The following is a 20,425-nucleotide window of genomic DNA, read 5'->3' on the forward strand; positions in this document are numbered from 1 at the left end:
CAATAAGTTTGTTTCAAATTTAATGATATAAATGATGGAAACTAAAATAAAATACCAAGGATTTCTTGTTTCAGAATCAAACGGGAACTATTCAGGAAAAGTTGAACAGTTGGAATTTGCCGAACTGCAAGACGGCGATGTTCGGGTTAAAGTTGAATATAGCTCACTGAACTTCAAAGATGCTTTGTCGGCCAATGGAAACAAAGGGGTAACACGCAACTATCCGCATGTGCCCGGTATTGATGCTGCCGGAGTTGTCGCCGAAAGCAAAAGTCCGGCGTTTAAAGTTGGCGAATCGGTTATTGTAACCAGCTACGATCTGGGGATGAGTCATCCCGGTGGTTTTGCCGAATACATTCAGGTTCCTGGTGCATGGGTTGTTCCAATGCCCGCAAAAATGAATGCAAAAGAAGCGATGATTTACGGAACTGCCGGTTTTACAGCCGCCCAGTCAGTCTATCGGCTACTCCAAAACGGGCAAAAGCCTGAAATGGGGCCGATTGTTGTAACCGGAGCTTTGGGTGGTGTTGGAAGCATTGCCTGTCAAATTCTGAAGAAATTAAATTTTGAGGTTATTGCAGCTAGCTCGAACGGAATGACTGATGTTGAAATGAGAAACCTCGGCGCTTCGGCTCAGTTGACTAGAGTTGAAACAGACGACCAGTCAGGACGTCCAATGTTGAAAACCACTTGGGCCGGCGCCATTGATGTGGTTGGTGGTAATACACTGACGACCTTGCTGAAAGGATGTAAACCTCTCGGAAACGTTACAACTTGCGGAAACATTGGTTCCGGAGATTTAAACATGACCGTGTATCCGTTTATTCTGAGAGGTGTAAGCTTGCTGGGAGTTGATTCGCAGAATTGTCCGATGGCAATTCGAAGAGAGATCTGGAGCTTGTTGGCCGATCAGTGGGGAATTGATTTCAGCAATCAGGTGATTTCAGAAACCGGGCTGGAAGGATTGAACAGCTACATTGAGTTGATGATGCAAAAGAAAAGCCGCGGGCGGGTGATTGTAAAAATTAGTTAGAAAGCTCTGAATATTGTGAAATCGAGAATATCGGTTTGATCCAGTGGATGTTAATTTCCACTGGATTTTTTTTGAATAAATCGACTATTTGGAATCACTTTAAATAGAAATTTCCGAGCATAATTTCTCAAACTTTTACGCGAACTTCATGTTTTAAAAGTCAAAAATCAACAAGAATCGTTTAACCTTTAAATGTAAAATTATGCCATTTGAATTACCTGCGTTACCCTACGCAAAAAGCGCATTAGAGCCCTATATCAGTGAAAAAACAATCGAATTTCACTACGGGAAGCACCATCAGGCTTATGTGAATAATTTGAATAATCTGGTCCCCGGAACCGAGTTCGAGAATGCCGATTTGGAGACAATTGTAAAGAAGTCGGAAGGCGGAATTTTCAACAATGGTGCACAAGTTTGGAACCACACGTTTTACTTCTTTCAATTTTCAGCAACACCAGCTGCCTTACCAACAGGCGCGTTAAAAGCATCTATCGATGCATCGTTCGGATCGTTTGACGCATTTAAGGAAGCATTTAGCAAAGCGGCTGCAACTTTGTTCGGCTCTGGTTGGGCTTGGTTGGTGAAAGATGCTGCCGGAAAATTAAGTATCGTACAAACCGGAAATGCCGGCTGTCCGCTACGCGATGGATTAACTCCGCTGATGACTTGCGATGTTTGGGAACATGCCTATTATCTGGACAAACAGAATCTTCGTCCGAAGTACGTGGAAGACTTCTTCAAAATTCTGGATTGGAAAGTAATTGAAAGTCGATTTTAGAGTTTTGTAAGAGTCATTCTGAGCTTGTTTCGGGAACTTAATTTTAGGAAGACACCGAAACAGTTCGGCGTGACAACAATTAAAGTCAGAGCCATTATGAGTGTTGAAAAAGTATTGGCAGCTATGGCCGCTGCCGGAAAGCCTGTAAAGGCCGGCGAGTTGGTTGACGCGACCGGGTTGGATCGCAAGGAAGTTGATAAAGCGATGAATCAGCTAAAAAAAGAAGGTAAAATTGTTTCCCCGGTACGATGTGCCTGGGAACCGGCAAAATAAGAAAAAGGGGCTTGAGGCCCCTTTTTTATTCGTCAGTTGATTCTATCGACTGACTTCTTTTGTTACTCTATGATTTTTATTTTTTCCAAAGATTTTCCATTTCTTCCAATGTCTTTCCTTTAGTTTCAGGAACGAATTTCCACATGAACAGAGCAGCTAAAATGCCCATCACGCCATAAATCCAATAGGCAAATCCGTTGTGGAACGTATCGACCAGGAAGGTACTTTTGTTCATCATCGGGAAGGTCCACGATACTAGATAATTCGAAATCCATTGCGCTGCAACAGCTAACGCCATGGCACGTCCACGAATTCGGTTGGGGAAGATTTCAGCCAATAGCACCCAAACAACAGGTCCCCAGCTTACCGCGAAGCAAGCCACGTAGCCCAGCATGAAAATGAGGGCAGCCATTCCAACTTGTTGGAAGAAAAAAGAAAAGCCAAGGGCGAACATAAAGAAAGCCATCCCGGCAGCACCGATAATCATCAATGGTTTGCGACCAAATTTATCAACCGATAAAATGGCAACCACAGTGAACGACAGGTTGATAATACCAACAATAATGGTTTGTAGCAACGCGGTGTCGGTACCTGAACCCATATTTTTGAAAATCTCCGGAGCATAGTAAAGAACCACGTTAATTCCAACAAATTGTTGGAAAGCCGAGAGTAAAACCCCAATTACAACAATTGCAATTCCGAACGAGAATAGTTTTCCGGAGGTTGTTGTGAGTGTTGATTTGATATCTGCCAGTACTTTGGCGCCGAGTTCCGGTCCGTTAATCCGTTGCAGCACACGCAGTGCTTTTTCGTCCTGGCCTTTAAGTGCCATATAGCGTGGGGTTTCCGGAACAAACATCAACAGGGTTAAGAACAAACCGGCCGGGATCATTTCCGATGCAAACATGTAGCGCCAGCCAATCGTGTTCAACCAGCTGTCGTCGCCTTGGCGGGCGATCGCGTAGTTCACAAAATAAACGACCAACATACCAAAGATAATGGCGAATTGGTTGAAAGAAACAAGTTTACCACGGCTGCTGGCAGGCGAGATTTCAGCAATATACATTGGAGAGAGCATCGATGCCAGACCAACGCCTATTCCGCCAATAATCCGGTAAACGATAAAATGCCAGTAAAATGTATGATCGCCTTCGCCAAAAGGGCGGAAGAACATCTCGGGGTAAGACGATCCGAGGGCTGAGATGAAGAATAAGATGGCGGCCAAAATCAGTCCGTTTTTACGTCCCAGTTTCAAGCTGATTAATCCACCTGAAATACCACCGATTATACAACCGATGAGCGCGCTGGAAACAATAAAGCCGAGTTGTGAATTGGCTGCAGTTTCGCTCAACCCCATCGGAACGATGAAAAATGCGTCGAGCGATCCAACTGTTCCCGAAATAACCGCTGTATCGTACCCAAAAAGCAAACCACCAAGCGTTGCAACGATGGTGATCGCAATGATGAAAAATTTGTTTTGTTTCATTCGTTGTTGTTTTATTTTTCGATTTCAAGCAAACAAATTTGGTTGTTTGCAGTAAAGCCTATTTAGTTGTGGTTTAAACAATATCAAAAAAACAGTTAAACCCGATTCGTAGGCAATGCCTCGGAATCGGGTTATCTGCGGTATTTTATTTCAGAAATAAACTCATTTCATGAAGTTCAAATTCAGACACGCATTAAATATACATGTTCACAATTGCTTCATATAATTCTTGTTTTCCGCTAATCTGTTTTGGCTCACCATTCGCTTTTGCGTAAGCATAAACATCTTCGAAAGAGAGTTTTCCTTCTTCGAATTCTTTACCTTTTCCTGAGTCGTATGATGCATAGCGTTCAGTAAGCATTTTTTCGTAAGGCGACTCTTCCAAAATAGCTGCGGCAGTTTCCAGAGCACGAGCCATCACGTCCATTGCTGCGATGTGGGCAATGAATAAATCATCTAAATCAGTTGAGTTACGACGGATTTTAGCATCGAAGTTAGTACCGCCACCTTGAATGCCACCACCTTTAAGTATCACCATCATTGCTTGAGTTAATTCAAACAAATCAATTGGGAATTGGTCAGTATCCCAACCGTTTTGAACATCACCGCGGTTCGCGTCGATTGCTCCAAGCATACCGTTGTCAACAGCACATTGTAATTCGTGCTCGAACGTGTGACCTGCCAGCGTAGCGTGGTTTACTTCAATATTAATTTTGAAATCTTTTTCTAAGCCATATTCCTTCAGGAATCCAATAACAGTCTCTGTGTCAACATCATATTGGTGTTTCATTGGCTCCATCGGTTTCGGTTCAATCAGGAACGTTCCGGTAAAACCTTTTGAACGGCCATAGTCGCGAGCCAATTGAAGCATGGTACCCAGGTGTTGTTTCTCACGTTTCATGTTTGTGTTCAACAACGACATGTAACCTTCGCGTCCTCCCCAGAAAACGTAAGCTTTACCGCCTAAGGCGATGGTGGCGTCAATTGAGTTTTTAATTTGAAGCATGGCACGGGCAGCGGTGTCAAAATCAGGGTTTGTGCTTGCTCCGTTCATGTAGCGTGCAGGAGAAAATACGTTTGCAGTTCCCCACATTAATTTAATTCCGGTTTCAGCTTGTTTCTGTTTAGCGTACTCAACAATCGCTTTCATGTTCGCTTCGTATTCTTCAATGCTGTTTCCTTCGCTAACAAGGTCAAGGTCGTGGAAACAATAGTAGCCGATGCCCATTTTTTGCATGAACTCGAAACCTGCATCCATTTTGTTTTTTGCTGCTTCAAGTGCATCTTCAGCACCAACCCAAGGATGAACTTGTGTGCCACCGCCAAATGGGTCGCCACCGTCGGCGCATAGCGTATGCCACCAGGCCATTGAGAATTTAAACCATTCAGCCATTGTTTTTCCATAAACTACTTTCTCTGGATTGTAGTAGCGGAATGCCATTGGATTTCTACTGTCTTTACCTTCAAATTTAATTTTTTCCACTGATGGGAAATAAACTGTTGTACTCATATTGTTAACTATTTAAGATTATTTGTTTTGAAAGGAATTACGATGCCCTCGGATTGTTTAAATGGATTTTTCCAGCATACTTTTCCAGCTTCCGTAAGCTGCTTCGTATTCCGCTTTTTTGTTTAAGCATGGTTCAATTGTTTCCAGCTTTTTCAGGTTCGCAAAGGCTTCAGCCGGCGATTTGTAGTATCCCGATCCGATTCCGGCTCCACGAGCTGCACCTACCGAACCATCGGTATTGTACAATTCGATTGTAGCTCCGGAGATTCCGGCTAATGTTTCGCGGAAGATCGGACTGAGGAACATGTTCGCTTTTCCGGCACGAATTACCTTGGCATCAATGCCAATGGTCTTCATGATATCCATTCCATATTTGAAAGAAAAAACAATTCCTTCCTGCGCTGCGCGGAATAAGTGGGCATTCGAATGGATGTTGAAGTTGATTCCGGCCATTGTCGACCCGGGATTCTTGTTTTCCAACACGCGTTCGGCGCCGTTACCAAAAGGGAGGATGCTCAATCCGTTTGAACCAATCGGAACGTTGGCTGCCAATTCATTCATCCCTTCGTATGAGACTGCACCGCCGCCAACTTGTTTGTTTAGCCACGAATTCAGAATGCCTGTGCCGTTGATACACAGCAGAACGCCCAAGCGGTTGGCTTCGGCAGTATGATTAACGTGCGCAAAGGTGTTCACACGCGATTTTTGGTCGTATTTAATTTCATCGCTCACTCCGTACACCACACCCGAAGTTCCGGCAGTGGTTGCAATTTCACCTGGGTTTAACACGTTCAGTGAGAGAGCATTGTTTGGTTGATCGCCGGCGCGATAACTAATTTTCGTTCCCGGAGCCAGCCCCATTTCTTTTGCGGCGCTTTCGCTTACCACGGATTGAACCGAGAAAGTTGGAACGATTTCCGGAATGAAGCTTTCATCAAATCCATAGTGATCGATCAATAATTTTGCGGCCTTATTTTCTTTGAAGTTCCACAAAATACCTTCGGAAAGTCCACTGGCAGTGGTCTTGATGTCACCACTTAGTTTCATGGCAATGTAATCACCCGGTAGCATGATTTTATGGATGCGGGCGTATAACTCGGGTTCGTTGTCTTTCACCCATTTTAGTTTCGATGCGGTGAAATTTCCAGGTGAATTCAGCAGGTTTGCCAAACATTTTTCTTCTCCGATTTCTTTCAGCGCCTTTTCACCAATGCCGGTTGCCCGGCTGTCGCACCAAATAATGGACGGACGAAGAACGTTCTGATCTTTGTCGACCACAACCAATCCGTGCATTTGGTATGAGATACCGATGGAGTCAATATCCTTTGGATTGACTGCCGACTTTTGCATAATTTCAGCAACCGCCGTTTTAAGGTTTTCCCACCACTGTTCGGGATCTTGTTCCGCCCATCCTGATTGGATCGCGGTCATTTTCATTTCTTGTTTTGGGTAAAAGGCAGATGCCATACACTCGCCCGAATCACCGTTGATGATGGAAGCTTTAACTGATGAACTGCCGATATCAAATCCTAGTAGATACATTTTCTGTGCGCGATTTATAGGTTATGTGTTCTTATCCGTTCTGTTCTGATGTGTTCTGCAAATTTAGATTGCGCCATCAGTATTTCAAAGACTAATTTGTGTGTTCTAAAGCATGTTTTTATAGCGATGCTCGAATTGTGAGTCGAGTTGGTATTTGCTGGTGCACAGCAATTCCGGTCGTGACAAACTCCGCGGCTTTCTTGCCCATCAATTCAAAATCAGTGGAAATAACGCTGATTCCATCTTTGATATATTTTTTCATCGGAGTTTCATTATAGGAGATTACACCGGTGTCCTGGCCAATAATGAGATTTCGTTCCGCGCACTGGTCCAAATAGCGTGAGAGGGTTCGATCACTGACCAAAAGATACAAGTCACCGGCTTTGACATCTAGTTTCTTCGAATTTTTCAGTACCTGAAATTGAATATCGTGTTCGGTGCAGAATTTTTCAAAGTAAGTGATTGATTCGACCGGGTGGTAGGTAAACTCGGGATACAGGTAGGTGAAGCATTGGTATTTCCGAATTGTACTTAGTTCGCTCAGAAGCGACTCATACAAGCCTTTGCCAAAGTCCTGATAAATCGACGATGCCTCTTGGTTGGCATGCACTTGCCAGTCGATCGAAAGCAATTTACCGGCTGGTATTTGGCGGATGATTTCAGGCACTCTTTCGTGGTCGAAATTCATTACAATATATTTCGTGTATTTGCCGACACTTTCGGTGATTACTTTTTCAAAGATGTCGATGTTGTAGTGATGAAAGTGCAAATCAACCGAGTAATTTTCCGGAAGAGCATCCAGAAACGATCCGTACAGTACTTCTTTATATGCTTTAAAGGTATCGAGAAAAAGGAACACCTTCGTTGTAGCTTTCGCAATGAAATATCCTTTGTTCGGGACTGACTCAACAATTCCTCGGTTTTTCAACTCAGCATACGCTTTAAAAACGGTGTCGCGAGACAATGACGATTCCTTGAGAAGCTGGTTTACCGAAGGCAAAATGTCGCCTACCTGAAGCAGATTGCGACCAATCGCATCGATTACAGCATCTACTAATTGCTGGTATTTGAGTTGGTTAGATTGCGGATCAATCTGGAATTTAAATTTACTCATTGGGCATAGGTGTTCTGTTCTGTTATGCAAACATACAAAAGTTCGTAGAATTCAGCTATTTTCAAACAAATGCTTTTTTGTAATATTGAAAGAAAAAAAACATGTTGATCAACGATTTAATTTATCGCAACCGGAGTTATCGTCGCTTTGACGAGTCGGTAAGAATTTCGGAACAACAATTAATCGATTGGATTGGGTTGGCTCGTTTTTCGGCCAGTGCCCGCAATGCCCAGCCACTTAAGTTTGTTCCGCTATGGGAGAAAGAGAGGTGCGACAAGTTGTTTCCGCTTCTGGGCTGGGCCGGTTATTTGAAAGACTGGAATGGCCCGAAATCCGGTGAACGCCCTTCAGCTTATATTCTCATGTTGAATGATACCGACATTACGACAAACTATTTTTGCGATGATGGCATTGCGGCACAAAGTATTTTGCTCGGAGCGGTTGAGGCAGGGTTTGGTGGTTGCATGATTGCTTCAGTAAAAAAGGAAAAGTTGAGAGAGCTATTCCAAATTCCGGATCGGTTTCAGATATTGATGGTTTTGGCCATTGGCAAGCCAGTGGAAGAGGTTGTGATAGAGAATATAAAGGATGGCGGTTACAAGTATTGGCGCGATGAGCAAGGAGTTCATCATGTGCCCAAACGTTCGTTGGATGAATTAATTCTGAAGCTGTAATCGTGATTTAAAAAAAATGTTTGGCCGGTATGTGCCGATCTGCCCGTGAACGGAGGTGAAGGAACGAAAGATACAGGGGCAAAAGTCCCCATCGCTTTTTGCTTCAACTAAAATGGGCTGAAACGATCAGGAGGGCTTGGTGGATATCGTTAGAATAGACAGCGAAAAAGCACTCCGGATCACTTCCGTTTAGCCTTTGCAAAACAACGCGTTTATAATGTGGCTGGCAATTTTCGGATTTTCTTTCAAACGGCGGGTTGAATAGCCAAACCATTCTTTTCCGAAAGGGACATAAACCCGCATTCGATGACCTTGATCAACAATCGATTGTCGTAATTCGGGTGTTACGCCATGCAGCATCTGAAATTCGTACATTTCTTTTGGAACCTGGTATTTGTTGATTAGTTCAATGGCTTTGTCGACCAGGTATTTGTCGTGCGTGGCAATCCCAACAGCTATTTTATGTCGAAACATGTAGTCCAGATCTTCCAGGTAATGATCGCGAACTGATTGGTATTCTTTGTAGGCAATTTCTTTGGGTTCAACATAAATTCCTTTGCAAAGTCGAAAATTCAGCGGATGCCCGTTGCTCATCTCATGGTTTAAATGTGTCAGGTCGTTCATCGTGCGCCGTAAATAGGCTTGAACTACAAGCCCAATATGTCCCGAAAACTCTTTTTTCAATCTTTTGAATAGCTTGATTTCCTCATCAACACATTGTGAGTCTTCCATGTCAATACGCACAAAGCTGTTACATTCCTGCGCTTTTTGTACAATCTGACGAATGTGCATGTAGCAGACTTCGGTGTCAATCAAGAGTCCAAACATGGATGGTTTTAAGGAGAAGTTTCCCCGGATTTTCTCGGACGTGAATCGCTCAATTATTTCCAGGTAGCTGTTTTTGTAAGCTTCAGCCTGCTCGAGGTTCGTAATGAATTCCCCCAGCAGATCGATCGTTACATCAATGCCATCGTCGTTCAGTTTGCGTGAAACCTCAATTCCGCTATCGATGGTTTCTCCGGCAATGTACCTTTTCGAGAACTGCCAGATTAGCTTTTCGGGCATATATGGAAGTACTTGGGCTATTAGTCTATTGATCATTTTTTTGTCAGCTATTCGTTAGGATACACGATTTCAGTTGTTTAAAAGTAGTATGCAGATCAGCCTTTTGTCAATGATGTTTATCACCCAAATGGTATGATTTTTCGCATGTTTCAAGCGTAATGATGTTATTTAACTTTGGTGAGAAAAATATTCAGGCATTGGACGTTTTCCTAATTTTAAATTTTTATTTTTGGCTCCGATTAATTGAATACTAAAAAAGAAGGAGAATTGTGGTGGGTGTGAAATTTACTCGCAGTCAACTTATTTTCCGGTGATAAACAAAGTTATACGCATGAAAAATTCTTCATTGATCTTAAGTCTTGTTTTGTTGGTTGCAGTAATTGTATTGTACGTCTTACACTTTTCTTCCGGGAAAGGTTCTTCATCCGATAGTATGGTGGAAAATGGTGCATCGCAATTAACAGATACGAAAATCGCTTATGTGAAAGTTGATTCGCTGATTGTAAACTACGACTTGGCTCAACAATTACACGATGAGTTTACTAAAAACCAGGAAGCTTACACCAAAGAATATGCAAAACGCCGTTCGAAATTTGAAGAGCAGGCAGCTGCTTTTCAGGAAAAAGTGCAACGAGGAGGATTTTTAACAGAGCAGCGTGCCGTTCAGGAACGTGATCGTTTGGTGAATGAAGAGCAAGAGATTTTGAAACTGGATCAGGAATTATCGACTAAGTTGGCTGAGATGCAAAACGCGAACAATCAGCAATTGGTAGACAGCTTGATGAGCTACTTGAAAAGTTTCAATGCCGATAAGAAATACGCTTACATCTTTAACTCGAGCGGTATTTTAATTGGCGACGACGCTCATAATATTACAAAAGACGTGTTGCAAGCGATGAATTCACGAATCGCTTCAGTGAAAAAATAATCGACTATTCGATCGAATTGGAAAATCCGGGTGTCTCCCGGATTTTTTTTTGCCTTTTTTCTGCCGCGAGGGCTGGGCGAAATATGGAACTTAAACGAGAGTTGTGGTTACTTGAGGTCGGAATTGCGGATTCGATATTGACCGTTGATGTTCAAAAAGGCATGATTATCTCGTTTAGGCTAACCTTGGTTGTGTCGTGTACCTTTCGTCACATGTTTTTGTTATTCACCGTTTGAAAGTCAGACTGTTGGATGAGGTTGATGTGGATTGAATTTCTTAAATTGTCGTAAAAAGCAATCGGCAGAACAGCCGGATACATTAACCACCGACAAAACGCAGCAGCAATGACAAAAAAAACGTTTGGGACTTTTGCGGGTGTGTTTACGCCAACCACCCTAACCATATTGGGGGTCATAATGTACATCAGGCAACCATGGGTAGTCGGAAATGCAGGAGTGTTGGGTGCTTTGGGAATCGTATTGTTGTCGGTTGCCATTACGTTTACAACAGCACTTAGCTTATCGTCGATCACAACGAACGTTCGCATTGGCAGTGGGGGAGCCTTCAGTTTAATTTCACAATCACTTGGTCTCGAAATTGGAGGGGCAATTGGTATCCCGTTTTATTTCGCGCAGTCGATTGCCGTTTCGATGTATATTTTTGGTTTTCGGGAAGGGTGGCAGACGATTATGCCGGGGGTCGATCCGTTTATCCTGGATATCGGTATTTTCATTTTAGTGATGGGAATTGCTTTTGTTAGTACCAGCTTTGCGTTTAAAATACAATACATTATTCTTGGCATAATTTTGTTGTCGCTGGGGTCTATCTATGGCGCCTTATTCACGAATGATTTAAACTTTAACTTCGAATGGTTCGGGAAATTCCCGGGGTCAGTTGAGAATAACTTCAGTGGTTCCTCTTTTTGGTCTGTCTTTGCTGTTTTCTTTCCGGCCGTGACCGGAGTAATGGCGGGAGCAAATATGTCGGGAGACCTTACAAATCCGAGGAAGAGCATTCCGTTGGGGACTCTTTCCTCAGTCATCATTACAACTCTAATTTATGTTAGTTTGGTTTTCGTCGCGGCTTTAATTGCCAGTCCGGACGAATTGGCGAAAAACTACAATGTGTTTATCGATAAGTCGTTATTCGGGCCAATTGTACTTGCTGGCTTGCTGGGGGCAACACTTTCGTCGGCGCTTGGTTCGTTTGTAGGCGCTCCCCGCATTTTGCTGGCTCTGGGGGAGAAAAACATCCTCCCCAAAAGCCCGATGCTCGCTCAACTGTCTAAAAGAGGTGAACCGGTAAATGCAATGTTAATTACGTCGATAATTGTACTTTTTGGCATTTCTTTGCGCAATTTAAACACCATTGCTCCGATACTCACCATGTTTTTCATGATTACCTATGCCATGGTGAATATTGTCGCTCTGGTTGAACAAACATTGGGTCTGCCCAGTTACCGGCCAACACTGAAAGTTCCGACAATTATTCCAGCGGTTGGTACCTTGGGATCAATCGCCATCATGTTTGTCATGAACGTAATTGTCGCTCTTTTCTCGTTGTCCTTTATTATCGTTTTCTATCTCTATTTAGTGAAAATGAATATCAAGTCGGCAGCCGGAGACTCACGAAGCGGGCTATTTACCGCTCTTGCAGAATGGGCAACTAAAAAAACGAATAGTTTACGACAGGAGCGTGAAGTTAGGTCGTGGAGACCGGATTTGCTGATGCCGGTAACTTTGCCAAAGGAACTTCGAAGCTCATTTAAGCTCATCCACTCAATTATTTATCCCAAAGGATCGATCAAGATATTGGCGTTGAGACACGAAAATGAAGTTGAACAAAAAAACCTGGAAAACTTTCTGAAAAACGCTGTTGAAAAGTTCAAAGAAAGTGAATTGTCAGTTTCGTATACCATCATCGACAATACCGACTTTAACACGACCGTGAATGTGAGTATGCAGTCGTTGAACGCGGCTTTTTTCAAACCAAATAATATCTTCGCCAGCATCGACCCGGCAACCTCTAATCTGGCGTATTACGACAAATTGTTGTTTGACACAAAGAAGAATAACTTTGGGCTAATAATCTACATTCCGTTTTCGACAGCGAGCCTGGCAATTGAAAAGAGTATCAATTTGTGGATGACGAATCTACCTGTCAACTGGAAAGAAACGTTCAATGTTAGTAACAACGATCTTTCAACCTTGCTCGCATTGCTTATTTGCCGGAATTGGAAAGGAACAATTGATGTTCATTTATTGAACAATGACCCCCAATTGGAATTCTCGGCCGATGATGTTGAAGACTTGAAAACCATGATCCGATTCCCGAAAAGGACTTCAATCTCGGTGAAGAAAGGCGATTTGCTCGAAAATGTCAACAAAGAACGAAACACCGACGTCAATATTTTTAGTATCGATCCTGGGATGAGCGTGGCGGATATGGTGACCATTGTGAATCAGAGTCGAATCTCTGCGGTTTTTTGCTCCGATTCCGGATTTGAGAACGTGTTAGTGTAGAATACAAGCCTGTCGATCGAATGCTGTAAATTCCCTTGCCCGGAACCGAATTGAACCATTGATTTTTACTCGGGTGTACATTCCGATTTATTGGCAGATTCCTGGATCAAGCGCCAGGCTTCCTGTACATGTTTTAATTCGGTTTGAGTTTGGCCAATGCTCATACGCAACCATAGAGTTTTGTTTAGCACCGCGTGACTCAGGTAGATTTTGCCTTCGTTGTTGAGGGAATCCATCAACCGTTTGTTGAATTCATTTCCTGACTTATGTCGAAAACAAACCAAATTGAAAGGAGGCTCATTCAATAATTCAAATTCATCACTCGTTTTCACCCAATGGGCAAATTGCTGAGCCATATCAATATGCTTTGCAATGTGATGGCGGAGTCCATTCGCTCCGTAATGCCGTAAAACGAACCACAATTTTAACGAACGAAACCGACGACCCAGTTGAACATGCCAGTCGCGATAATCGATGACAGCACCTTTTTCAGTGGCTTCATTTTTTAAATACTCAGGTAAAATGCTGAGGGTTTTTATTAGCACAGCTTTGTCGGCAACCCAAAAGCAGTCGCAATCAAAATTGGTGAACATCCATTTGTGGGGGTTAAACGCGTAACTGTCGGCTAATTCCAGCCCTTCGAAATGTGAACGGAAGTTTGGTAAAATCGCCGCTGTTCCCGACATGGCAGCATCAACATGCAACCAAATGTCGTATTTCCGGCAGATTTCGCCAATCGTTTTAATTGGGTCGATCGCATTTGAGGATGTTGTGCCAATTGTTGCACAAACGAAAAAGGGCTTGAATCCGGCAGTCAAATCGCGCTGGATCTGTTGTTCCAGCAACTCGGGGCGCAGTGCAAACAATTCGTCCACCGGAATGTGGCGCAGTCGGTCGGTGCCCAGCCCAATTACTTTAATTCCTTTTTCAACCGAGGAGTGGGTTTGTGTTGAAATGTATGCCGTTAGTCCGGAGTTATCACCGGTTTTGTTGCAGCTAAACTTGGTTTTTCGTTCGCGGGCAGCCAGCAATGCTGCCAGAACGGCGCTCGACGCGGTATCCTGAATGACTCCACCACCGCTTGCGGTGCTTTTAAAATGAGCGGGGAGCCCCATTAAATCAACAAGCCAATCCATTACCTTTGTTTCCAGTTCGGTACAGGCCGGGCTGGTTGCCCATAGCATACCCTGCACGCCCAGTCCGGAAGAAAGCAGATCGCCTAAAATGGATGGAAACGAATTGTTCGATTGAAAGTAAGCGAAGAAGTTGGGCGATTGCCAATGTGTAATTCCCGGCATAATTATCTGGTCGATATCTTTCATCATGGTCGAAAAATCTTCGCCACTTTCGGGTGCGGAATCCGGTAATTGCCGGCTGATATCTCCCGGTTTAACTTGCGACATCACCGGATAGTTTTCCACTTGTTCGTAATAATCTGCAATCCAGTCGATCAGTTTTTTACCTTCCTCTCGGAACTGATCGGGTGTCATATGGTAGTTCATTTAGGTTCTGGTTTAAACGCATGGCTAATATTTCACAAAAAACGATTGGTAGTGCTGCGATTCCGGAAGTTCCGATTTTGAAATCCGGTCGATACGGCTGCACCCGTTTCCAATTTTCAGAAAATCGATAAATGTTTTGATTGAATCCGAATTTCCCTCGATTTCAATTTCGACACTACCATCCATTTTATTTTTCACCCAACCAACCAGATTGAGTTCATTGGCTTTTTGGGTCACAAAGTAGCGAAAGCCAACGCCCTGAACACGGCCAATAACAACCAGGTGGATTTGTTTTCTGGAATTCACGATCAGCTTATTTCTGTTTGTTGCTTATTGAAAAGACTTAAGGTTTCAGGCTGAACGAGAGCCCAGATCGAGTAGCCACCCAAGGCTGTGCCAATGGGGAAATTAAGGAGGTTGATTACTGAGATGATAATGATTAGAATTCGTCCCCATTCTTTAAATTTTAACAGACCAATAGCTCCAATGATTCCTGGTATCGATGACGCGAAAAGCACAGTAGAAAGAACGTTGGCTACGATTGATAAAATAAAGTTTGCATCCTGATCACCGGTAATTGCACCGATCAGATTCAATAAATAATGAATGAAAAATGCCAGCCCCAAACTGATGCAACTTAGAATGAGATAAAGTATACCGATGATTTGTACATGTTTATGCATGATTCGAATATTGAATGGGATTCACTTTTGTTTTTTGAAAACAAGAAGTTTAAAAATACTAAGAATGTTCTGAATTAGCAGCCATTTTACGTGCATCATTTTAAACGATAAAACAAGACGGGCGTTTCGCTGTTTTAGTATTGGAGAGGATCATGAAGTTCAATCAGTATTTTTTGATTAATTTCGCATCCTCAAAAGAAAGGGTTTAAATATGAATTTTTTATTGGTTTTAGCCATCGCAGTTGTTTTAGTTGCCCTTGCGTTTGCAGGGTTGGCAATTAAACTATTGGTAGAAAAAAAAGGTCAGTTTCCGAATTTGCATATCGGTGCCAATGAGCACATGAAGGCGAGAGGAGTTACTTGTGCCCAAACATTCGACAAGATAGAACAGGCAAAAGCACGTCGGGAATTGACGTTTAAAGAATTGACGTTGATAAAGGATGAACCCGGAAGTTGTTAGTTTTCCGGCCTTGGTTTAGGGTTGCATATTCTCTTCTTGAATAAGCGACCGGAAGCCATCGGAGAAATAGCTTTTATAGTCTCCGTTTTCGTCAGTATAAATAAAATAAACCTCAATTTCGGGAACAGCATTCGCAATCTCGATCGATTTTTCCAGCCCTAGTACCATAAAAGCTGTCGCAAAAGCGTCGGCAGTCATGCAGCTGTCAGCCAAAACAGTTGAACTGAGCAAACTGTGTTGTACAGGGTATCCGGTTTTGGGATCAATCGTGTGGGCGTATTTTTTACCTCCTTCAATATAAAAATTCCGATAGTTTCCGGATGACGCCAACGCTTTGTCGCTCAATTCGACGATGGCTTGCAACTGTTGGTCTTGAACGAGAATGTCATCGTCGGGTTTGCTAATTCCGATGTTCCACGCTTTCCCTTTGGGGTTTACTCCGCGAGCGACCACTTCTCCTCCAATTTCAACCATATAGTTGGTGCATCCTTGATCCCGGATGTAGCCGGCGACAACATCCACTGCAAATCCTTTCGCGATAGCACTGCAATCGAGCATGGTGTTAGCGTGTGCTTTCTCAATTTTGCCATTAATCAGCTTCACCTTTTTGTAGCCCACCAATTCTTTTAGCGAATCAATTAGCTCAGGTGTTACTTGCTCTTTATTCTTAAATCCAAATCCCCACACATTAACCATCGGAGCAACGGTAATATCAAAAGCTCCATCGGTAATCGACGATACTTTTTCAGCCTTCTTATATACGGTCAGAAAATATTGATCGGCGCTTAAATCCTGATTGGAATTTATTCTTGAGATCACAGAGCTCGAATCGTAGGTAGAAAGCGACTGGTTAAACTCGTTCAATAACGATTTAATTCCTTCGTGAAGATCGTTTCCGTTCGGCTCCTCGTAACTGATATGATAAATCGTTCCGAAAATAAGACCTTCGTTTCGGATGTACTTATGGTTCGGCTTACACGAATTGAAGGAGAACAGAGCTGTTGAAAGCAACAATATAAAAAGGTACTTCATCCTTGTAATTTTTTTGATTCGCAAAGATAGAGGAAAATATTCCTGATGCGGAATCAGGAGATCGAAAATGAATTTCATCGCGAAATATTCTGATAGATAGTAAAATTGTGTATTTTCAAACGCTATACTATACCTAATTATTTGTGTGGATATGAAAAACAATCTTCATGAACTGCTGATTGACAGAATCGGAGATGCTGTTTTAGGGAGATATAAAGGAGGGACTTTTGAACAGAAGCTGGTGCTGGTGGGCAGCCTTTTTGTAGCCATTGTATCACTCGTGGGTTCAATGGCAAACTTTGCGTTAAACCTGACTAGCTCCGGATTAGTCGCAGCAATCTTCAGTTTATTGTCCTTGATTTGTTTTTCGTTGGTTCGCTTTGGATTTTTGAGTAAGTGGCTCATAACGTGCGTGTTTTTTGTTTCGATCGTGTTTTGTAATCTGTTGTGGTATTTCAGTTTTGGTTCGCAGGGATCTGCCCTGTATCTCATTATTGGAGCTTATGTTTTTTTCATCTTAATTGCTAAAGAGGAGCATTATATAGTATTGGTTGTAATTTGCTTTGTGAATGTGTTGGCGCTTTTCCTGCTCGAACTTCTTTCCCCTGACATTGTTGGGCGTTACCCCGATGAGCCGACACGAATTGCGGATGTATATAGTGGCGGTCTTTTCGCGCTTATCCTGGTTTTGGGGCTGACGATCTCTGTGAAGCGAAACTATCTCCGTCAGTACGAAAGAGCGAAAAAATCAGATCAGCTTAAATCCGCTTTTCTAGCCAATTTATCACACGAAGTTCGCACTCCGCTTAATGTTATTTCCGGTTTTACCTCGATGATTCCGGAGATGAACTACTCGGATGACGATTTAAAGGCGATTAACCGGATTATCGATTTAAATGGGATGAAGCTGTTAAGCCTGATTGAAGATATTATTGATTTGTCGAAACTCGAAGTGGAGGAGCTGGAGCTACACTACAGTATGCAGGATCTCCGGAAACTTTTGGAAGATCAGAGACAAGAATTTTGCCGGTATTTGGATGCCGACGCTCTATCGAATATCAAGCTTGAGTGTCGCGTTGAGGTTGAAAAAAAACAGCAATTTATCGACCCTTTTCGCGTGAAACAGGTTGTTCGTTTGCTTCTTTCAAATGCCTACCGATTTACCGAGCATGGAACAATTTTAGTGGGATGCTACGAAAATGATGAGCATTTGATATTCTACGTGAAGGATAGCGGGAGTGGGATAAAAACAGAAAATTACTCCGCCATTTTCGATCCGTTTATTAAGATACAGAACCGGGACAATACCCTGGAGGGTGGTGTTGGCATTGGGCTTCACCTGGCAAAACGTCTGGTCGAAAAAATGAGTGGCAAAATTTGGTTTGAATCCCAATATCGGGTTGGATCTGAGTTTTATTTCTCAATTCCGAAGCGGAAAACGTAAACGGAGGAAATTCGCTAAAATAATGGCTGATTCAAGGAAGTATTTTTTATTTTTGTGCCGTTAAAAATCTTATTCATTAAAATAGATATCCCGTGGGAAGAGCATTTGAATATCGCCGGGCAGCCAAAGAAAAGCGTTGGGGCCACATGTCGCGGATTTTTCCGAAGTTATCCAGAGCAATTACAATGGCAGCAAAAGAAGGCGGACAAGATCCGGATATGAATGCCAAATTGCGTACCGCTATCCAAAACGCGAAAGCGCAGAATATGCCGAAGGATAACATTGATTCAGCTATTAAACGGGCAGCCGGGAAAGATGCATCAGACTTTACTGAAGTAAACTATGAGGGAAAAGGCCCGCATGGGGTGCTGGTATTTGTTGAATGTGCCACCGACAATACAACCCGCACCGTTGCAAACGTAAAATCGTATTTCAATAAATCGGGAGGAGGGCTTGTTCCTACCGGATCTCTAGAATTTATGTTTGCTCGTAAAGCGGTGTTCGAGTTCGCAAAAACCGATTCCATTGACATTGAAGAGCTCGAATTCGAGTTGATTGATGCCGGGTTGGAGGAGATAGAGGCAGAAGAAGGGATTGTGTATGTAACCGGCGATTATACCGCGTTTGGAAGTCTCTCGAAAGCACTGGAAGATAAAGGGATCGAACTAAGCAAAGCTGTGTTGAAACGAATCCCGACCACACCGGTTGAGTTTTCTGACGAACAATTGGAAGATATCGAAAAACTGTTGGACAAAATCGAAGAGGATGACGATGTTCAGCATGTGTTTACCAATATTGCCTAATAAATACCGTGCAAACTCCGCATCCATTTTTTGGGGGCGGAGTTTGTAGCGTTTTTCACTAACCTGAAATCACTTAATTACATGGGAATGTCAGTTGACCCTGCACAGCCAGACGATAAACTATATAAGCTTTACTGCGGTTATTGGGATCTCATGCAAAGGAACGTGAAGCCCTATTATTACCTCAAAGCGTTTGCCCGCTTTCTGATGCCACGTGCAGTACTGCAAAATATTTTGGAACGAAGGCTAGGTCAGGTTCGGAAGTTTGATCAGGATTACCTTGAAACTCGGGTGAGTTATTACAATAAACTAACTGAGGTTTCGGACGTTAAAGATCAATTAACGAAGTTGGCGGATTTCAGGTTGCCCGAAAAACAACGGGTGTACTTTTTCGACAGCTATGAGTTTATGCGTTTTTTCAGCTTTAGGAAAAGTGCTGATTTTCTATTTGGGGATATCATCCATGTGCCAGATTATCCCGCATTCACCAAAAGCCGGCCAATAGAGGGAGATAATCGAAATTCGGTGCTTCTCAATTTAGATAAAGTGAGGCATTTTTTGTTCATTAAGGATCCGGTTTCGTTTGTCAGAAAAAAAGATATGCTTGTCGGGCGGTCAAATGCTAAGCAGCCTCACCGGAAACGATTTTTGGAAATGTACTTCGGGCACCCGCTTTGTAATCTTGGGCAGATTAATACCAATGAGAATAGTCACAAGTGGCAAGTTGGGAAAATGACCTTGCGGGAGCATCTGAACTATAAATTCATTTTATGCCTTGAGGGTTTTGATGTTGCAACCAATCTAAAATGGGTGATGTCGTCGAATTCGCTGGCGGTAATGCCTAAGCCGGTTTACGAAACATGGTTTATGGAAGGAACTTTGAAGCCAAACGTTCACTATGTTGAGATTAAGGCTGATTATAGTGATTTGGAAGAACGGTTACAGTATTTTATAGAACATCCTGATGAAGCCTTGCAGATTGTCCGAAACGCGAATAATTACGTCAAGCAGTTTCAAAATAAAAAGCAGGAAGAGCTGATCTCGTTGATGGTGATCCAAAAGTATTTCGAGAAAACCGGGCAGTAAGGGGAGTCGTCTTGCATTCGAAAGGCCTCAGTTCGGGCTGTATAATCGAGCGTTTAACTTATTTGCACCGAATCGGACTTACAAATCGGAGGGGATCCGGCATTCGTTTAAAGGGGCTAAAGCTAATGCTCCGATTGATGTGAGAATATGCCAGCTTATTGGCATCTGCGATTTTTGGATTGACACACTTTCCACTGAAGTATTCTATTGAAATTAGGGCTCGGTTTCTCATCTCATTCCTGAATCCCGAAATTTTAGCTCCCCGTTAATTGATGGCTGCCAAAGAGCCAACCAAGGGTGAGCCCACTCCCAGGTTATTGCTTACAAATATCAAGGTTAAACGATGGAGTCTACATACTGATGTTTTCAGTTTATATGCCGTTTTGAAGACGTAACGTCAGCCGCTGAGTTTTTAATCGTACTCGAAGGCATGTTCGGTGCCATGCACGCAAAAAAAAGAGCCATTCCCTATTATGGAACGGCTCTTTGA

At 42.9% G+C, this 20,425-nt stretch carries 19 protein-coding genes; 10 read left to right on the forward strand and 9 right to left on the reverse strand.

From position 1 onward, the window contains the following. Nucleotides 1-31 precede the first annotated feature (31 nt). From ABZD21_RS05565 to ABZD21_RS05575, 3 genes are all read left to right on the forward strand, one after another. Complete coding sequence (locus ABZD21_RS05565; protein WP_372773516.1) at nucleotides 32-1,033, forward strand: YhdH/YhfP family quinone oxidoreductase; 1,002 nt, start codon at nucleotides 32-34, stop codon at nucleotides 1,031-1,033. Between the two features lie 202 nt (nucleotides 1,034-1,235). Further along, nucleotides 1,236-1,811, forward strand: coding sequence for a superoxide dismutase (locus tag ABZD21_RS05570; protein ID WP_372773517.1), 576 nt, complete (start codon nucleotides 1,236-1,238; stop codon nucleotides 1,809-1,811). Between the two features lie 69 nt (nucleotides 1,812-1,880). Continuing rightward, complete coding sequence (locus tag ABZD21_RS05575; RefSeq protein WP_372773518.1) at nucleotides 1,881-2,084, forward strand: hypothetical protein; 204 nt, start codon at nucleotides 1,881-1,883, stop codon at nucleotides 2,082-2,084. 76 nt (nucleotides 2,085-2,160) lie between these two features. Here ABZD21_RS05575 and xylE read toward each other — a convergent pair whose 3' ends face one another. The 4 genes from xylE to ABZD21_RS05595 form a co-directional block, all read right to left on the reverse strand. Beyond that, a complete protein-coding gene (gene xylE, locus ABZD21_RS05580; protein ID WP_372773520.1) occupies nucleotides 2,161-3,570 on the reverse strand; it encodes a D-xylose transporter XylE in 1,410 nt (469 codons plus the stop codon). Nucleotides 3,571-3,763: 193 nt separating this feature from the next. Further along, nucleotides 3,764-5,080 (reverse strand): xylose isomerase, encoded by a 1,317-nt coding sequence (gene xylA / locus ABZD21_RS05585; RefSeq protein ID WP_372773521.1) that lies wholly within the window; start codon nucleotides 5,078-5,080, stop codon nucleotides 3,764-3,766. 57 nt (nucleotides 5,081-5,137) lie between these two features. Next, a complete protein-coding gene (locus ABZD21_RS05590) occupies nucleotides 5,138-6,622 on the reverse strand; it encodes a xylulokinase (protein WP_372773522.1) in 1,485 nt (494 codons plus the stop codon). 118 nt (nucleotides 6,623-6,740) lie between these two features. Then, on the reverse strand, nucleotides 6,741-7,736 hold the full coding sequence (locus ABZD21_RS05595) for a GntR family transcriptional regulator (protein ID WP_372773523.1): 996 nt from the start codon (nucleotides 7,734-7,736) through the stop codon (nucleotides 6,741-6,743). Between the two features lie 101 nt (nucleotides 7,737-7,837). Between ABZD21_RS05595 and ABZD21_RS05600 the strand changes: the two genes are divergently transcribed. Next, the gene (locus ABZD21_RS05600; protein ID WP_372773525.1) at nucleotides 7,838-8,410 is read left to right on the forward strand and encodes a nitroreductase family protein; all 573 of its coding nucleotides are present in this window, start codon (nucleotides 7,838-7,840) and stop codon (nucleotides 8,408-8,410) included. A gap of 189 nt (nucleotides 8,411-8,599) precedes the next feature. On the opposite strand, the gene ABZD21_RS05605 is transcribed toward ABZD21_RS05600, so the two are convergent. Beyond that, nucleotides 8,600-9,511 (reverse strand): proline dehydrogenase family protein, encoded by a 912-nt coding sequence (locus tag ABZD21_RS05605; protein WP_372773527.1) that lies wholly within the window; start codon nucleotides 9,509-9,511, stop codon nucleotides 8,600-8,602. A 295-nt stretch (nucleotides 9,512-9,806) separates the two neighbouring features. Between ABZD21_RS05605 and ABZD21_RS05610 the strand changes: the two genes are divergently transcribed. Both ABZD21_RS05610 and ABZD21_RS05615 read left to right on the forward strand, forming a co-directional pair. Beyond that, the gene (locus ABZD21_RS05610; protein ID WP_372773529.1) at nucleotides 9,807-10,403 is read left to right on the forward strand and encodes an OmpH family outer membrane protein; all 597 of its coding nucleotides are present in this window, start codon (nucleotides 9,807-9,809) and stop codon (nucleotides 10,401-10,403) included. A 344-nt stretch (nucleotides 10,404-10,747) separates the two neighbouring features. Then, nucleotides 10,748-12,925 (forward strand): amino acid permease, encoded by a 2,178-nt coding sequence (locus tag ABZD21_RS05615; protein ID WP_372773531.1) that lies wholly within the window; start codon nucleotides 10,748-10,750, stop codon nucleotides 12,923-12,925. Between the two features lie 65 nt (nucleotides 12,926-12,990). On the opposite strand, the gene ABZD21_RS05620 is transcribed toward ABZD21_RS05615, so the two are convergent. From ABZD21_RS05620 to ABZD21_RS05630, 3 genes are read right to left on the reverse strand one after another with little or no spacing between them, the layout of a single operon-like run. Beyond that, nucleotides 12,991-14,427, reverse strand: a complete 1,437-nt coding sequence (locus ABZD21_RS05620) for a pyridoxal-dependent decarboxylase (protein WP_372773533.1) — start codon at nucleotides 14,425-14,427, stop codon at nucleotides 12,991-12,993. 24 nt (nucleotides 14,428-14,451) lie between these two features. Further along, nucleotides 14,452-14,733, reverse strand: coding sequence for an acylphosphatase (locus tag ABZD21_RS05625; RefSeq protein WP_372773535.1), 282 nt, complete (start codon nucleotides 14,731-14,733; stop codon nucleotides 14,452-14,454). Nucleotides 14,734-14,735: 2 nt separating this feature from the next. Continuing rightward, a complete protein-coding gene (locus ABZD21_RS05630) occupies nucleotides 14,736-15,110 on the reverse strand; it encodes a hypothetical protein (protein ID WP_372773536.1) in 375 nt (124 codons plus the stop codon). Nucleotides 15,111-15,321: 211 nt separating this feature from the next. On the opposite strand from ABZD21_RS05630, the gene ABZD21_RS05635 reads away from it, so the two are divergent. Then, the gene (locus tag ABZD21_RS05635; RefSeq protein ID WP_372773538.1) at nucleotides 15,322-15,570 is read left to right on the forward strand and encodes a hypothetical protein; all 249 of its coding nucleotides are present in this window, start codon (nucleotides 15,322-15,324) and stop codon (nucleotides 15,568-15,570) included. A 15-nt stretch (nucleotides 15,571-15,585) separates the two neighbouring features. On the opposite strand, the gene ABZD21_RS05640 is transcribed toward ABZD21_RS05635, so the two are convergent. Next, nucleotides 15,586-16,602 (reverse strand): FAD:protein FMN transferase, encoded by a 1,017-nt coding sequence (locus tag ABZD21_RS05640; protein ID WP_372773539.1) that lies wholly within the window; start codon nucleotides 16,600-16,602, stop codon nucleotides 15,586-15,588. A 151-nt stretch (nucleotides 16,603-16,753) separates the two neighbouring features. On the opposite strand from ABZD21_RS05640, the gene ABZD21_RS05645 reads away from it, so the two are divergent. The 3 genes from ABZD21_RS05645 (at nucleotide 16,754) to ABZD21_RS05655 (ending at nucleotide 19,935) form a co-directional block, all read left to right on the forward strand. Beyond that, entirely contained in the window at nucleotides 16,754-18,046 is a 1,293-nt protein-coding gene (locus ABZD21_RS05645) for a sensor histidine kinase (protein WP_372773541.1), read from the forward strand. A gap of 92 nt (nucleotides 18,047-18,138) precedes the next feature. After that, complete coding sequence (locus ABZD21_RS05650) at nucleotides 18,139-18,849, forward strand: YebC/PmpR family DNA-binding transcriptional regulator (RefSeq protein ID WP_372773543.1); 711 nt, start codon at nucleotides 18,139-18,141, stop codon at nucleotides 18,847-18,849. 87 nt (nucleotides 18,850-18,936) lie between these two features. Next, nucleotides 18,937-19,935 (forward strand): glycosyl transferase family 90, encoded by a 999-nt coding sequence (locus tag ABZD21_RS05655; RefSeq protein WP_372773545.1) that lies wholly within the window; start codon nucleotides 18,937-18,939, stop codon nucleotides 19,933-19,935. Nucleotides 19,936-20,425: the final 490 nt, after the last annotated feature.

It is taken from the genome of Mangrovibacterium sp., from assembly GCF_041596335.1.
GTDB lineage: Bacteria > Bacteroidota > Bacteroidia > Bacteroidales > Prolixibacteraceae > Mangrovibacterium.

Bases quoted from the DNA above. Each gene is read 5' to 3' on its own strand.
- ABZD21_RS05565 (WP_372773516.1), top strand. From the start codon at position 32: ATGATGGAAACTAAAATAAAATACCAAGGATTTCTTGTTTCAGAATCA.
- ABZD21_RS05570 (WP_372773517.1), top strand. From the start codon at position 1,236: ATGCCATTTGAATTACCTGCGTTACCCTACGCAAAAAGCGCATTAGAG.
- xylE (WP_372773520.1), bottom strand. From the start codon at position 3,570: ATGAAACAAAACAAATTTTTCATCATTGCGATCACCATCGTTGCAACG.
- xylA (WP_372773521.1), bottom strand. From the start codon at position 5,080: ATGAGTACAACAGTTTATTTCCCATCAGTGGAAAAAATTAAATTTGAA.
- ABZD21_RS05590 (WP_372773522.1), bottom strand. From the start codon at position 6,622: ATGTATCTACTAGGATTTGATATCGGCAGTTCATCAGTTAAAGCTTCC.
- ABZD21_RS05595 (WP_372773523.1), bottom strand. From the start codon at position 7,736: ATGAGTAAATTTAAATTCCAGATTGATCCGCAATCTAACCAACTCAAA.
- ABZD21_RS05600 (WP_372773525.1), top strand. From the start codon at position 7,838: ATGTTGATCAACGATTTAATTTATCGCAACCGGAGTTATCGTCGCTTT.
- ABZD21_RS05605 (WP_372773527.1), bottom strand. From the start codon at position 9,511: ATGATCAATAGACTAATAGCCCAAGTACTTCCATATATGCCCGAAAAG.
- ABZD21_RS05610 (WP_372773529.1), top strand. From the start codon at position 9,807: ATGAAAAATTCTTCATTGATCTTAAGTCTTGTTTTGTTGGTTGCAGTA.
- ABZD21_RS05615 (WP_372773531.1), top strand. From the start codon at position 10,748: ATGACAAAAAAAACGTTTGGGACTTTTGCGGGTGTGTTTACGCCAACC.
- ABZD21_RS05620 (WP_372773533.1), bottom strand. From the start codon at position 14,427: ATGAACTACCATATGACACCCGATCAGTTCCGAGAGGAAGGTAAAAAA.
- ABZD21_RS05630 (WP_372773536.1), bottom strand. From the start codon at position 15,110: ATGCATAAACATGTACAAATCATCGGTATACTTTATCTCATTCTAAGT.
- ABZD21_RS05635 (WP_372773538.1), top strand. From the start codon at position 15,322: ATGAATTTTTTATTGGTTTTAGCCATCGCAGTTGTTTTAGTTGCCCTT.
- ABZD21_RS05640 (WP_372773539.1), bottom strand. From the start codon at position 16,602: ATGAAGTACCTTTTTATATTGTTGCTTTCAACAGCTCTGTTCTCCTTC.
- ABZD21_RS05645 (WP_372773541.1), top strand. From the start codon at position 16,754: ATGAAAAACAATCTTCATGAACTGCTGATTGACAGAATCGGAGATGCT.
- ABZD21_RS05655 (WP_372773545.1), top strand. From the start codon at position 18,937: ATGTCAGTTGACCCTGCACAGCCAGACGATAAACTATATAAGCTTTAC.